Origin of the sequence: Bordetella parapertussis (assembly GCF_020735925.1) — a bacterium.
GTDB classification, from domain to species: Bacteria; Pseudomonadota; Gammaproteobacteria; order Burkholderiales; family Burkholderiaceae_B; genus Bordetella; species Bordetella pertussis.
In genome coordinates, this window is the sequence record NZ_CP085971.1 from 4,646,396 (window position 1) to 4,661,048 (window position 14,653).

Annotated in this window: 8 protein-coding genes and 1 pseudogene; 7 read left to right on the plus strand and 2 right to left on the minus strand. The window is 67.5% G+C overall.

What is annotated here, in order from left to right:
* Positions 1 to 21: 21 nt before the first annotated feature.
* Positions 22 to 1,503, plus strand: coding sequence for an NAD-dependent succinate-semialdehyde dehydrogenase (locus LK409_RS22000; RefSeq protein ID WP_003807481.1), 1,482 nt, complete (start codon positions 22 to 24; stop codon positions 1,501 to 1,503).
* A gap of 15 nt (positions 1,504 to 1,518) precedes the next feature.
* Here the strand turns inward: LK409_RS22000 and cyaC are convergent, their stop codons facing one another.
* Both cyaC and LK409_RS22010 read right to left on the minus strand, forming a co-directional pair.
* Positions 1,519 to 2,076 (minus strand): cyclolysin-activating lysine-acyltransferase, encoded by a 558-nt coding sequence (cyaC, locus tag LK409_RS22005; RefSeq protein WP_010929994.1) that lies wholly within the window; start codon positions 2,074 to 2,076, stop codon positions 1,519 to 1,521.
* A 69-nt stretch (positions 2,077 to 2,145) separates the two neighbouring features.
* A complete protein-coding gene (locus LK409_RS22010) occupies positions 2,146 to 2,448 on the minus strand; it encodes a hypothetical protein (protein WP_153566166.1) in 303 nt (100 codons plus the stop codon).
* 107 nt (positions 2,449 to 2,555) lie between these two features.
* Here LK409_RS22010 and cyaA point away from each other — a divergent pair, with 107 nt between their 5' ends.
* The 6 genes and pseudogenes from cyaA (at position 2,556) to LK409_RS22045 (ending at position 14,601) form a co-directional block, all read left to right on the plus strand.
* A complete protein-coding gene (gene cyaA, locus LK409_RS22015; protein ID WP_110101956.1) occupies positions 2,556 to 7,676 on the plus strand; it encodes a bifunctional adenylate cyclase toxin/hemolysin CyaA in 5,121 nt (1,706 codons plus the stop codon).
* Positions 7,677 to 7,749: 73 nt separating this feature from the next.
* A complete protein-coding gene (gene cyaB, locus LK409_RS22020; protein WP_041937340.1) occupies positions 7,750 to 9,888 on the plus strand; it encodes a cyclolysin T1SS permease/ATPase CyaB in 2,139 nt (712 codons plus the stop codon).
* The gene (cyaD, locus tag LK409_RS22025; protein WP_010927407.1) at positions 9,885 to 11,207 is read left to right on the plus strand and encodes a cyclolysin T1SS periplasmic adaptor subunit CyaD; all 1,323 of its coding nucleotides are present in this window, start codon (positions 9,885 to 9,887) and stop codon (positions 11,205 to 11,207) included. Before cyaB ends, cyaD begins: the two co-directional genes overlap by 4 nt.
* Position 11,208: 1 nt before the next feature.
* Complete coding sequence (gene cyaE / locus LK409_RS22030; RefSeq protein WP_010927408.1) at positions 11,209 to 12,633, plus strand: cyclolysin secretion protein CyaE; 1,425 nt, start codon at positions 11,209 to 11,211, stop codon at positions 12,631 to 12,633.
* Between the two features lie 90 nt (positions 12,634 to 12,723).
* Positions 12,724 to 13,622, plus strand: a pseudogene (locus LK409_RS22040) (LysR family transcriptional regulator).
* 64 nt (positions 13,623 to 13,686) lie between these two features.
* Positions 13,687 to 14,601, plus strand: coding sequence for an amino acid ABC transporter substrate-binding protein (locus LK409_RS22045; RefSeq protein ID WP_003807491.1), 915 nt, complete (start codon positions 13,687 to 13,689; stop codon positions 14,599 to 14,601).
* Positions 14,602 to 14,653 lie beyond the last annotated feature (52 nt).

Below are 14,653 nucleotides of genomic sequence, written 5' to 3' on the forward strand. Positions count from 1 at the left end.
CACATTGCAAAGGAAGACCTCATGTCCTTATCCGTCGGCAACGCCGCGCTGCTGCCTGGCCGCAACCTGATTGGATCGGAATGGCGCGAAGCGGCGCTGGGCGCGCGCTTCGCGGTTGCGGATCCCGCCACCGGCAAGGTGATCGCGCATGTGCCCGACAGCGGCGCGCGCGATGCGGGCGCGGCCGTCACGGCGGCGCACCAGGCCTTCGCGGACTGGCGCCGGACCCCCGCCAAAGTCCGCGCGCAGATCATCAAGCGCTGGAATGCCCTGTTGCACGAGAACGCCGAAGACCTGGCCCGTCTGATTTCCTCGGAGCAGGGCAAGCCGCTGGCCGAGGCTCGCGGCGAGGTGAGCTATGCGGCCAGTTATGTCGAGTGGTTCGCCGAAGAGGCCACGCGCGCCGACGGCGACCTCATCCCCAGCCCGGCGCAAGGGCGGCGCATGTTCGCGCTGCGCGAGCCGGTCGGCGTGGTGGCGGCGATCACGCCGTGGAACTTCCCGGCGGCCATGATCGCCCGCAAGATCGCCCCGGCCCTGGCGGCCGGGTGCACGGTCGTGTGCAAGCCGGCCGAGGACACGCCGCTGACGTCGCTGGCGCTGACGGCCCTGGCGCAGCAGGCGGGGGTGCCGCCCGGCGTGCTCAACATCGTGACCGCCTCGCGGGGCCGCGCCGCCGAAGTCGCCGACGCCTGGCTGGACGACCCGCGCGTGCGCAAGATCACCTTTACCGGCTCCACCCCCGTGGGCAAGCATCTGGCCAGGCGCAGCGCCGACACCTTGAAGCGGGTCTCGCTGGAGCTGGGCGGCAATGCGCCTTTCATTGTGTTCGACGACGCCGACCTGGACGCCGCGGTCGAGGGCCTGATGGTGTCCAAGTTCCGCAATGGGGGCCAGACCTGCGTCTGTCCCAACCGCATCTTCGTGCAGGCCGGCGTGCACGACGCGTTCGTCCGCAAGCTGGCGGCGCGGGTGGAGGGGCTGGTCGTCGGGCCGGCCAGCGACCCGGCTTCGCAGATCGGGCCGATGATCAACGCGCGCGCCGTCGAGAAGATCGAGCATCACGTCGCCGACGCCTTGGAGCGCGGCGCTCGCCTGGCAGTGGGCGGCAAGCGCATCCACTCGGCCCGTTGCGCCGGCGACCACTATTACGCGCCGACCGTGCTGACGGGGGTGGACGAGACCATGGCGTGTTTTCGCGAGGAAACCTTCGGGCCGGTCGCGCCGATCACGGTCTTCGCCAGCGAGGCCGACGTGGTGGCGGCGGCCAATGCGACCGCGTTCGGCCTGGCCGCCTACTTCTACTCGACCGACGTGCGGCGCATCTGGCGCCTGGCCGACGCGCTGGAGACCGGCATCGTCGGCGTCAACGAGGGCGCGCTGGCCGCCGAGGCGGCCCCGTTCGGCGGCGTCAAGGACTCGGGTTACGGCCGCGAAGGATCGCGCCATGGCCTGGCCGAGTACATGCAGATCAAGTACGTCTGCCAGGGTCAGCTGGACTGAGGGCGCGTCGCGCGATCAGGCGGTGCCCCGGCCTCGCGGCGCGTATCCGCCGTTGCTCGCGCGCAGTCCTGCGATCAGTTCGGCATGGTAGCGGTCCAGCTGCGCGCGAGCGGCGGCCGCGTCCAGCGCGCGGCCTCGGTACTCCTTGACGCGCGCGGTGTCGCCGCCGCGCCGAACGCGCAGCGAACGGCCCACGCTGTCGGGGTGCCGTTCGGCCAGCGCGCGGCGCAGCGCACGATTGTCGTCGCGCGAGAATGGCGCGATCCAGTCGATGATCCACAGTCGGTCGCCGCAGTTCCAGGCATTCCCGCCCAGCGACGAGGGCGCCATGACATAGGAGAGTTCGGTGTCGGCGTCCATGAGGGCCCAGCTGCAGTATGCAACCGGCACGTCATTGCATCGCAGCAGAATGTATTGGCCCAGCTGAATCGGCGCGAGCGTGTTGCGTGCGAGCAGATGCACCGGCCAGTCGCGGTGCATGGGAGAGTTCATCCACAGCCAGGCAATATTGCCCAGTGCCGCGAAGTCGTCGGTGGGATTGAGGAGGGAGGGCGCTTGGGCGGACGGAAGCATGACATCGGTGCATGGTGGAGCGGGGGGCATATTCCTTGTTGGGTGCGCGCGTGGCAAGCCGCCGGCGCATCATGGTTGCGACGGAATGGCTTTTCTTACATGTTTCCAGGATATGTCCGTATTTCGGGCGATGCCTCGGTCGCGGCGCCTGCTTTTGTCGAACATGTGCAATGTTGTTGTCGCGATCGCGTTGGCGCTTGCTCGCTTATTTATCTCCCTTGAAGCCTTGTTCTTCTTTTCATTAGAAAGAAATATGCGCTTTGTATTTAGGATGATTTTCCTGTCCGAGTAGGGTGGATCCAAATTTTCCGGATTGGTGGGAATTTGTGCATTTTTCATTGCGAATGTTGGAATAATTTCGCCCATCGTCATACGACGTGCTGGATGTTTGGTTCTTGCAGAAGGATGAGGTTCTGAGCGCTACACACCGGTTGCGTCGGTGCGAATCCGTTCAATCGACTACTTATCGACAGATCCACATGCAGCAATCGCATCAGGCTGGTTACGCAAACGCCGCCGACCGGGAGTCTGGCATCCCCGCAGCCGTACTCGATGGCATCAAGGCCGTGGCGAAGGAAAAAAACGCCACATTGATGTTCCGCCTGGTCAACCCCCATTCCACCAGCCTGATTGCCGAAGGGGTGGCCACCAAAGGATTGGGCGTGCACGCCAAGTCGTCCGATTGGGGGTTGCAGGCGGGCTACATTCCCGTCAACCCGAATCTTTCCAAACTGTTCGGCCGTGCGCCCGAGGTGATCGCGCGGGCCGACAACGACGTCAACAGCAGCCTGGCGCATGGCCATACCGCGGTCGACCTGACGCTGTCGAAAGAGCGGCTTGACTATCTGCGGCAAGCGGGCCTGGTCACCGGCATGGCCGATGGCGTGGTCGCGAGCAACCACGCAGGCTACGAGCAGTTCGAGTTTCGCGTGAAGGAAACCTCGGACGGGCGCTATGCCGTGCAGTATCGCCGCAAGGGCGGCGACGATTTCGAGGCGGTCAAGGTGATCGGCAATGCCGCCGGTATTCCACTGACGGCGGATATCGACATGTTCGCCATCATGCCGCATCTGTCCAACTTCCGCGACTCGGCGCGCAGTTCGGTGACCAGCGGCGATTCGGTGACCGATTACCTGGCGCGCACGCGGCGGGCCGCCAGCGAGGCCACGGGCGGCCTGGATCGCGAACGCATCGACTTGTTGTGGAAAATCGCTCGCGCCGGCGCCCGTTCCGCAGTGGGCACCGAGGCGCGTCGCCAGTTCCGCTACGACGGCGACATGAATATCGGCGTGATCACCGATTTCGAGCTGGAAGTGCGCAATGCGCTGAACAGGCGGGCGCACGCCGTCGGCGCGCAGGACGTGGTCCAGCATGGCACTGAGCAGAACAATCCTTTCCCGGAGGCAGATGAGAAGATTTTCGTCGTATCGGCCACCGGTGAAAGCCAGATGCTCACGCGCGGGCAACTGAAGGAATACATTGGCCAGCAGCGCGGCGAGGGCTATGTCTTCTACGAGAACCGTGCATACGGCGTGGCGGGGAAAAGCCTGTTCGACGATGGGCTGGGAGCCGCGCCCGGCGTGCCGGGCGGACGTTCGAAGTCCTCGCCGGATGTACTGGAAACGGTGCCGGCGTCACCCGGATTGCGGCGGCCGTCGCTGGGCGCAGTGGAACGCCAGGATTCCGGCTATGACAGCCTTGATGGGGTGGGATCGCGATCGTTCTCGTTGGGCGAGGTGTCCGACATGGCCGCCGTGGAAGCGGCGGAACTGGAAATGACCCGGCAAGTCTTGCACGCCGGGGCGCGGCAGGACGATGCCGAGCCGGGCGTGAGCGGTGCGTCGGCGCACTGGGGGCAGCGGGCGCTGCAGGGCGCCCAGGCGGTGGCGGCGGCGCAGCGGCTGGTTCATGCCATTGCCCTGATGACGCAATTCGGCCGGGCCGGTTCCACCAACACGCCGCAGGAAGCGGCCTCGTTGTCGGCGGCCGTGTTCGGCTTGGGCGAGGCCAGCAGCGCCGTGGCCGAAACCGTGAGCGGTTTTTTCCGCGGGTCTTCGCGCTGGGCCGGCGGTTTCGGCGTGGCTGGCGGCGCGATGGCGCTGGGAGGCGGCATCGCCGCGGCCGTTGGCGCCGGGATGTCGTTGACCGATGACGCGCCGGCCGGACAGAAGGCCGCCGTCGGCGCCGAGATCGCGCTGCAGTTGACAGGTGGAACGGTCGAGCTGGCTTCTTCCATCGCGTTGGCGCTGGCCGCGGCGCGCGGCGTGACCAGCGGCTTGCAGGTGGCGGGGGCGTCGGCCGGGGCGGCTGCCGGCGCATTGGCCGCGGCGCTCAGTCCCATGGAGATCTACGGCCTGGTGCAGCAATCGCACTATGCGGATCAGCTGGACAAGCTGGCGCAGGAATCGAGCGCATACGGTTACGAGGGCGACGCCTTGCTGGCCCAGCTGTATCGCGACAAGACGGCCGCCGAGGGCGCCGTCGCCGGCGTCTCCGCCGTCCTGAGCACGGTGGGGGCGGCGGTGTCGATCGCCGCGGCGGCCAGCGTGGTAGGCGCCCCGGTGGCGGTGGTCACTTCCTTGTTGACCGGGGCTCTCAACGGCATCCTGCGCGGCGTGCAGCAGCCCATCATCGAAAAGCTGGCCAATGATTACGCTCGCAAGATCGACGAGCTGGGCGGGCCGCAAGCGTACTTCGAGAAAAACCTGCAGGCGCGTCACGAACAACTGGCCAATTCGGACGGCCTACGGAAAATGCTGGCTGACCTGCAGGCCGGGTGGAACGCCAGCAGCGTGATCGGGGTGCAGACGACAGAGATTTCCAAGTCGGCGCTCGAACTGGCCGCCATTACCGGCAACGCGGACAACCTGAAATCCGCCGACGTGTTCGTGGACCGCTTCATCCAGGGCGAGCGGGTGGCCGGCCAGCCGGTGGTACTCGACGTCGCCGCCGGCGGCATCGATATCGCCAGCCGCAAGGGCGAGCGGCCGGCGCTGACGTTCATCACGCCGCTGGCCGCGCCAGGAGAAGAGCAGCGCCGGCGCACGAAGACGGGCAAGAGCGAATTCACCACATTCGTCGAGATCGTGGGCAAGCAGGACCGCTGGCGCATCCGGGACGGCGCGGCCGACACCACCATCGATCTGGCCAAGGTGGTGTCGCAACTGGTCGACGCCAATGGCGTGCTCAAGCACAGCATCAAACTGGAGGTGATCGGCGGAGATGGCGATGATGTCGTGCTTGCCAATGCTTCGCGCATCCATTACGACGGCGGCGCGGGAACCAACACGGTCAGCTATGCCGCCCTGGGCCGACAGGATTCCATTACCGTGTCCGCCGACGGGGAACGTTTCAACGTGCGCAAGCAGTTGAACAACGCCAACGTGTATCGCGAAGGCGTGGCTACCCAGAAAACCGCCTACGGCAAGCGCACGGAGAATGTCCAATACCGCCATGTCGAGCTGGCCCGTGTCGGGCAACTGGTGGAGGTCGACACGCTCGAGCATGTGCAGCACATCATCGGCGGGGCCGGCAACGATTCGATCACCGGCAATGCGCACGACAACTTCCTGGCCGGCGGGGCGGGCGACGACAGGCTGGATGGCGGCGCCGGCAACGACACACTGGTCGGCGGCGAGGGCCACAACACGGTCGTCGGCGGCGCTGGCGACGACGTATTCCTGCAGGACCTGGGGGTATGGAGCAACCAGCTCGATGGCGGCGCGGGCGTCGATACCGTGAAGTACAACGTGCACCAGCCTTCCGAGGAACGCCTCGAACGCATGGGCGACACGGGCATCCATGCCGATCTTCAAAAGGGCACGGTCGAGAAGTGGCCGGCCCTGAACCTGTTCAGCGTCGACCATGTCAAGAATATCGAGAATCTGCACGGCTCCAGCCTGAACGACAGCATCGCCGGCGACGACCGGGACAACGAGCTCTGGGGCGACGATGGCAACGACACGATACACGGCCGGGGCGGCGACGATATCCTGCGCGGCGGCCTGGGCCTGGACACGCTGTATGGCGAGGACGGCAACGACATCTTCCTGCAGGACGACGAGACCGTCAGCGATGACATCGACGGCGGCGCGGGGCTGGACACCGTCGACTATTCCGCCATGATCCATGCAGGCAAGATCGTTGCGCCGCATGAATACGGCTTCGGGATCGAGGCGGACCTGTCCGAAGGGTGGGTGCGCAAGGCGGCCCGGCGCGGCATGGGCTACTACGACAGTGTCCGCAGTGTCGAAAACGTCATCGGCACGAGCATGAAGGATGTGCTCATCGGCGACGCGCAAGCCAATACCCTGATGGGCCAGGGCGGCGACGATACCGTGCGCGGCGGCGACGGCGATGATCTGCTGTTCGGCGGCGACGGCAACGACATGCTGTATGGAGACGCCGGCAACGACACCCTCTACGGAGGGCTGGGCGACGATACCCTTGAAGGCGGCGCGGGCAACGATTGGTTCGGCCAGACGCCGGCGCGCGAGCATGACGTGCTGCGCGGCGGGGCTGGGGTGGATACCGTGGATTACAGCCAGGCGGGCGCGCATGCCGGCGTTGCCACGGGTCGCATCGGGCTGGGTATTCTGGCGGACCTGGGCGCCGGCCGCGTCGACAAGCTGGGCGAGGCCGGCAGCAGCGCCTACGATACGGTTTCCGGCATCGAAAATGTGGTGGGCACGGAACTGGCCGACCGCATCACGGGCGATGCGCAGGCCAACGTACTGCGCGGCGCGGGTGGTGCCGACGTGCTTGCGGGCGGCGAGGGCGACGATGTGCTGCTGGGCGGCGAGGGCGATGACCAGCTGTCGGGCGACGCCGGACGCGACCGCTTGTACGGCGAAGCCGGTGACGACTGGTTCTTCCAGGATGCCGCCAATGCCGGCAATCTGCTCGACGGTGGTGACGGCAACGATACCGTGGATTTCAGCGGCCCGGGCCGGGGCCTCGACGCCGGCGCAAAGGGCGTATTCCTGAGCCTGGGCAAGGGGTTCGCCAGCCTGATGGACGAACCCGAAACCAGCAACGTGTTGCGCCATATCGAGAACGCCGTGGGCAGCGTGCGTGATGACGTGCTGATCGGCGACGCAGGCGCCAACGTCCTCAATGGCCTGGCGGGCAACGACGTGTTGTCCGGCGGCGCCGGCGACGATGTGCTGCTGGGCGACGAGGGCTCGGACCTGCTCAGCGGCGATGCGGGCAACGACGATCTGTTCGGCGGGCAGGGCGATGATACCTATCTGTTCGGGGCCGGGTACGGACATGACACGATCTACGAATCGGGCGGCGGCCATGACACCATCCGTATCAACGCGGGGGCGGACCAGCTGTGGTTTGCGCGCCAGGGCAACGACCTGGAGATCCGCATTCTTGGCACCGACGATGCACTTACCGTGCACGACTGGTATCGCGACGCCGATCACCGGGTGGAAGCCATCCATGCCGCCAACCAGGCCATAGACCCGGCCGGCATCGAAAAGCTGGTCGAGGCAATGGCGCAGTACCCGGACCCCGGCGCGGCGGCGGCTGCCCCGCCGGCGGCGCGCGTGCCGGACACGCTGATGCAGTCCCTGGCTGTCAACTGGCGCTGAAGCGGTGGATCACGGCCCGCCTGCCTCGCGCGGCGGCGCCGTCTCTTTGCGTTTTTTCCCCGAGGTATTTCCCATGACGTCGCCCGTGGCGCAATGCGCCAGCGTACCCGATTCCGGGTTGCTCTGCCTGGTCATGCTGGCTCGCTATCACGGATTGGCAGCCGATCCCGAGCAGTTGCGGCATGAGTTCGCCGAGCAGGCATTCTGTGGCGAGACGATACAGCTGGCGGCGCGCCGGGTCGGCCTGAAAGTGCGGCGGCACCGACCCGCGCCAGCGCGGCTGCCACGCGCGCCGCTGCCGGCCATCGCGCTGGATCGGCAGGGCGGCTACTTTGTTCTTGCCCGCTTCGAGTCCGGCGCGGACCAGGCCGTACTCATCCAGCGTCCGGGCCAGGCGCCCGCGCGCCTGGGGCAGGCCGAGTTCGAGGCGCTGTGGGCGGGAGAGCTGCTGCTTTGTGCTTGCGCGGCCAGCCCGACGCAGGCCCTGGCGCGCTTTGACTTCAGCTGGTTCATTCCGGCGCTGGTCAAGCATCGCCATCTCATCGGCGAGGTGCTGCTGATTTCGTTGGTGCTGCAGTTCATTGCCCTGTTGACGCCCTTGTTCTTCCAGGTGGTCATGGACAAAGTGCTGGTCAACAACGCCATGGAAACGCTCAATGTCATCGCAGTGGGGTTCCTGGCGGCCATCCTGTTCGAGGCCCTGTTGACCGGCATACGTACTTACCTGTTCGCGCATACCAGCAGCAAGCTGGATGTGGAGCTGGGCGCGCGCCTTTACGCGCATCTGCTGCGCTTGCCGCTGGCGTACTTCCAGGCGCGCCGGGTGGGCGACTCGGTGGCCCGCGTGCGCGAACTGGAAAACATCCGCGCCTTTCTTACCGGCAATGCCGTGACGGTGCTGCTCGATGTGGTGTTTTCCGTCGTGTTCATCGCCGTCATGTTCTTCTACAGTGTGAAGCTGACGCTGGTCGTGCTGGCGGCGCTGCCTTGCTATTTTCTTCTGTCGCTGGTGCTGACGCCGGTGCTGCGCCGCCGCCTGGATGTCAAGTTCAACCGTGGCGCCGAGAACCAGGCCTTCCTGGTGGAGACCGTCAGCGGCATCGATACCGTCAAGTCGCTGGCGGTCGAGCCGCAGTGGCAGCGGCACTGGGACCGACAGCTTGCCGGCTACGTCGTGGCCGGCCTGTCGGTGGCTAACGTCGCCATGCTGGCCAACACCGGCGTGACGCTGATCAGCCGGCTGGTTGCGCTGGGAGTCCTGTGGGTGGGCGCCACCGAGGTGGTCGCGCAGCGCATGACCGTGGGTGAACTGGTGGCCTTCAACATGCTGTCCGGCCATGTGACGCAACCCGTGATCCGGTTGGCGCAGCTGTGGAACGATTTCCAGCAGACCGGCGTTTCGATGCAGCGTCTGGGCGACATCCTGAACTGCCGTACCGAGGTGGCCGGCGACAAGGCGCAATTGCCGGCGCTGCGCGGTTCCATCGAGCTGGACCGGGTATCGTTTCGCTATCGGCCGGACGCCGCCGATGCGCTGAGCAATGTCAGCCTGCGCATTGCGCCGGGCGAAGTGGTGGGTGTGGTAGGGCGTTCCGGGTCGGGCAAGAGTACGCTGACTCGGCTGATACAGCGCATGTTCGTCGCCGACCGCGGCCGGGTGCTGATCGACGGCCATGACATCGGCATCGTGGACAGCGCTTCGCTGCGGCGCCAGCTGGGCGTTGTGCTGCAGGAAAGCACGCTGTTCAACCGCAGCGTACGCGACAACATTGCGCTGACCCGCCCCGGCGCGAGCATGCACGAAGTGGTGGCGGCGGCGCGGCTGGCGGGAGCGCACGAGTTCATCTGCCAGTTGCCTGAAGGCTACGACACCATGCTGGGCGAGAACGGCGTGGGATTGTCGGGCGGCCAGCGCCAGCGCATCGGCATCGCCCGCGCGCTGATCCATCGCCCGCGCGTGCTGATCCTGGACGAGGCCACCAGCGCGCTGGACTACGAGTCGGAGCACATCATCCAGCGCAATATGCGCGATATCTGCGACGGCCGCACCGTGATCATCATCGCCCACCGGCTCTCCGCCGTGCGCTGTGCCGATCGCATCGTCGTGATGGAGGGCGGCGAGGTGGCCGAGTGCGGCAGCCACGAAACGCTGCTGGCCGCCGGCGGCCTGTACGCGCGCCTGCAGGCGCTGCAGGCAGGGGAGGCGGGATGAGACGCGCACTGCGCGAACTCGCGGTCCGCCATGGCCGGGTGCTGGCGGCCAGCTGGCGTCAGCGCCATCGACGCCCGGCAGGCTGGTTCGATCCGGTGGAGACCGAGTTCCTGCCTTCCGCGTTGTCGCTGCAGGAGCGTCCGATATCGCCCACGGCCCGTTGGCTGGCGCGCATACTGATGGCGCTGGCGGCGGGCGCGCTGGTCTGGTCGGTAGTGGGCAAGACCGAGATCGTCGTGCATGCAGCCGGCAAGGTGGTGCCGGTGGGCCAGAGCAAGATCATCGCGGCGTCCGACACCGGCCGCGTTGCGCGCGTGCTGGTCGCCGACAATAGCCGCGTGGCCGCCGGCGACGTGCTGCTGCGGCTCGACGCGGGCGTGACGGACGCGGAAGAACGCAAATGGCGTGTCCAGGCTGCGCAGGCGCGCCAGGACGAGGCCCGCTCCCGCGCCATGATCCGGGCGCTGGATACCGGGCGCGCGCCGGTATTGGCCGAGCTGCCTGCCGATCCCGGCATGATGGCGGCCCAGTCATATCTGGACAGCCAGTATGCCGACTATCAGGCGCAATTGCGCTCCATCGAGGCGGCAATCGCCGCCTATCGGCGCGAGCTTGGGCTGGTGACGCAGATCGCCCATGCTCATCGTGGCCTGCGGCGCGACGGCGACGTATCGCAGCAGGCCTACCTGGAAAAAGAACAGGCGCGTACGACCCTGGAAGGCCGGTTGCGCCAGAGCGAGGCGCAGCGCGCCGCGCTGCAGACCCAGACGCGACGCCAGGCGTTCGAGACGCTGGTCCTGGCGCGCAAGCTGGCTGCGCAGGCCGAGCAGGAGATCGCGCGCACGAGTGCCCAGCGCAGCCGGTTGGTGCTGACCGCGCCTGTCGATGGCGTCGTGCAGCAGCTGGTTGCGCTGATCGAGGGAACGGCGGTGGCCGCGACCCAGCCCTTGATGATGGTGGTGCCCAGCGGCGCCGGCATTCAGGTGCAGGCTCAACTCGACAGCAAGGACATCGGCTTTGTCAGGGCGGGCGCGTCCGCCAGCGTCAAGGTCGGCGCCTACGACTATACGAAGTACGGCACGCTCGAAGGCACGGTGTTGCATGTGTCTCCGGATACCGTGGTCGACGACCGGCAGCAGCACTCGTACCGCGTGACGATCGCGCTGGCGCAAGCGACCTTGGAGGTGGATGGCCAGCCACAGCGGCTCAAGGAAGGCATGGCGGTGCAGGCCGATATCCGGACCGGCTCGCGGCGCCTCATCGAGTATCTGCTCAGCCCGGTGGCGCGGCATGCCGGCGAAAGCCTGGGGGAGCGCTAGCATGGCCGCAGTGCAGGTCAGGTGGCGTGGTCGGGGCCTGATCCTGGCGTTATGGGCCGGGTTCGCGCTGAGCGTGGGGGACGGGGCGCGGGCGCGCGATGGCCTGGCAACGCCGCCCGCGTTCGAGGGGCAGGCGGCGCCTGCCGTCTCGTGGCCTTGTCCGCCGCCGGCCGATCGGCTCGACGACCTGGCCTTGCTCGAGGCGGTCGACCTGGCGCTGTGCCACAGCCCGGCCTTGCGCCAGGGTTGGGCGCGGATCAAGGCGCGGTCGGCCGAGGTCGGGCTGGCGCGTGCGCCCTATTATCCCAGCGTCGCGTTGAGCGCCGGGCGTTCGGCGCAGCGGCGCAGCACGGGGCTGGGCGAGGACGGGGTTCGCAACAATGTGATGGCGGCAACGCTGGCCTGGCGCCTGTTCGACTCGGGCGCCCGTTCGGCCGCCCTGCGGGCGGCACGGGCGCAACTGGACGAGGCCGCGCAGGCCTACGGCGCGGTGCTGCAGGACAAGCTGGCCGAAGTGGCCGGCGCCTATTACGAGGCGGCCACGGCGCGGCAGGCACTGCGCACTGCGGTGGAAGACACGGAGATCGCCCGGCGTTCGGCCAGCGTCGCGGCACGCCGCGCGCGCGCAGGCCTGGACAGCCACGGCGATGTGCTGCATGCGCAGGCTGCCCTGGAGCGCGCGCGCCTGGCGCAGGCGCAGGCCGAAGGCGCGCAGGCACGCGCGCTGGCGGGCCTGGCGCAGGTCCTGGGCGTCGATCCGGCCACGCCGATCGTCCTGGCGCCGGGGCCGCTGGCGCCGCAACGGATCGAAGATCGGGAGCTGGCCCAATGGCTGCGGGACGCCCGGCAGCGTCATCCCGCGATCAAGGCGGCGCAGGCGGGCCTGGCAGCGGCCACCGCCCAGGTCGATGTGGCGCGGGCCACGGATATGCCGACGGTGGATCTTTCGCTGGGCCATTATCGCAACAGTAGCGAGAACGTCTCGGTGTTCGCCGGTTCGTCGCGCAGCGTGTCCGCCAGTCTGAACCTGCGGATTCCGCTGTTCGACGGATTTGCCCGGAGACATCGGATCCAGGGCGCGCGCGCCGAAGTGCAGCGCCAGGAGGCTCTGCTCGACCAGGCCCGCCTGGCGACCGGCGCGGCCGTGGCGCGCGCCTATGCCGATCTGCGGGCTGCGCGCGCCAGCCATGAGGCCAGCTTGCGCTGGCTGAAGGCCGCGCGGGCTGCCTACGAGTCGGACCTGCGCCGCTACGAGGCGGGGGTGGGCGGCGTTGCGGAGCTGCTGCGCGCGCAATCCGACTGGCTGTTGGCCCGGCAGCGCCACGTGCTGTATGCCGCCCAGCTGCGCACCCGCGCGCTGGCCCTGCTGGCCGCGGCGGGAGAGCTGGGCCGTTCGACGATCAACGGCGATCCGCCTAAGGAGTAACCCTGCAAATCGCCGCGTTATGCAGATTTCGCATAACCGGCCAGGCACCCATCCCTATACTGCCCTGCATTCGGCGCTTCCGATTACGCGGTGATGGTGATGGATCTACGTTGGTTCCAGGATTTTCTGACCCTGGCCGAATGCGGCCAGTTCACGACGGCTGCCGAGCTGCGCCATGTGTCGCAGTCGGCCTTCAGCCGGCGCATCCAGTCGCTGGAGACCTGGGTCGGCACGCCTCTGATCGACCGGGGCTGCTTCCCGACACGCCTGACGGCGGCGGGCGAGCAGTTCCGCTCGGCCGCCGCCGAGATCGTGCGCAAGGTGATCGACGCGCGCGGCGAAGCGGGCGCGACAGCATGGTGTTGCGCGTGGCCATGCCGCATTGCCTGGCGACCTCGCGCTTTCCCGCCTGGTGCGCGCGCTGGCAGCAGGTTGGCGGCGCGGAGTCGCTGCGCCTGCACGTGGGCAATGTGCATGACTCGGTCGAATGGCTGGCCGCCGGCGTGGTGGACCTGCTGGTGTGCTTTCGCCATGCCGTGGAGGACATCCAGCTCGATGCGCAGAGTTATATGCGGGCAGGCGTCGAGGCCGATGTCTTGCGCCTGTATCGCCCGACGGGCACGGCGCTGGACGAGGCCGAGCTGGCGTGCGAGGCGCCGCAGGCGCGCTATCCCTATGTGTCGTATGCGCAGGGCGCCTATTTCCGGCGCCTGATCGAGCTGTCGTGCGGGCCGCTGCTGCAGCGCGCCGTCCTGCAGCGGGTGTGCGAGACCGATTTCGTCGACGGCGCGCGCGACCTGGTGCGCGCCGGCGTGGGGCTGGCGTGGCTGCCCGATTCCAGCGCCCGTGCGGCCGTGGAGCACGGCGAGATCGTCGCGGTGGCGGACCGGCGCTGCGCCATTCCAATGGAAATCTGTATGTACGCGCGACGCCACGGGCCGGCGCAGGAAGCCGTGGAGCGCGTGTTCGACCAGTTCGGGCGCGGCTAGCGCCTGATCGCCGGCGCGGCCGGCATCGCAGTCCATAACAACAGCCCTTATAGGAGACACCACCATGAAACGCCTTCTCAATGCGCTGACGGCAGCGCTGGCCATCGGCGCGGCGGCCGCCGGCCAGGCCCATGCGGCCGACCTCGACGGAACCCTGAAGAAAATCTCCGATACCGGCGTCATCACCATCGGGCACCGCGAGACTTCGATCCCGTTCTCGTACTATGACGCCAACCAGAAGCCGGTGGGCTATTCGATCGACATCTGCACGCGCATCGTCGACGCGGTGAAGACGCGCATCAAGCGCGACGATATCCAGGTCAAGTACCTGCCGGTGACCTCGGCCACGCGCATTCCGCTGATGGGCAACGGCACCATCGACCTGGAGTGCGCCTCGACGTCCAATACGCTGGACCGCCAGAAGCAGGTGGCTTTCTCGGTGACGACCTTCGTGACCGGCAACCGCTTCATCAGCCTGAAATCCGCCAACCTGAAGACCATCGACGACCTCAAGGGCAAGACGGTGGCCTCGACCTCGGGCACGGCCAATATCCGCCAGGCCAATGAGATCAACGAGGCGCGCAGCCTGGGCATGAAGGTGGTGCCGGTCAAGGAGCACGCCGAAGGCTTCCTGATGGTCGAGACCGGCCGCGCCGCCGCATTCATCATGGACGACATCCTGCTCTACGGCCTGGCCGCCAACGCCAAGGAGCCGGACCGCTATCAGGTGTCCGGCGACTCGCTGTCGATCGAACCGTACGCCATCATGCTGCGCCGCGACGATCCCCAGTTCAAGGCCCTGGTCGACGACACCATCAAGTCGCTGTATGCCAGCGGCGATTTCGAGGCCTTGTACAAGCGCTGGTACCAGAGCCCGTTGCCGCCCAAGGGCATCAACCTGAACGTGGCAATGAGCGAGGTGCTCAAGCGCGTGGTCGCCACGCCGACCGACTCGGGCGATCCGGCCGCCTACAAGTAAGAAGAAGCAAGGCCGCCATGCCGGCGCGGCGCCGGCCCCGCGAGGGCCGGCG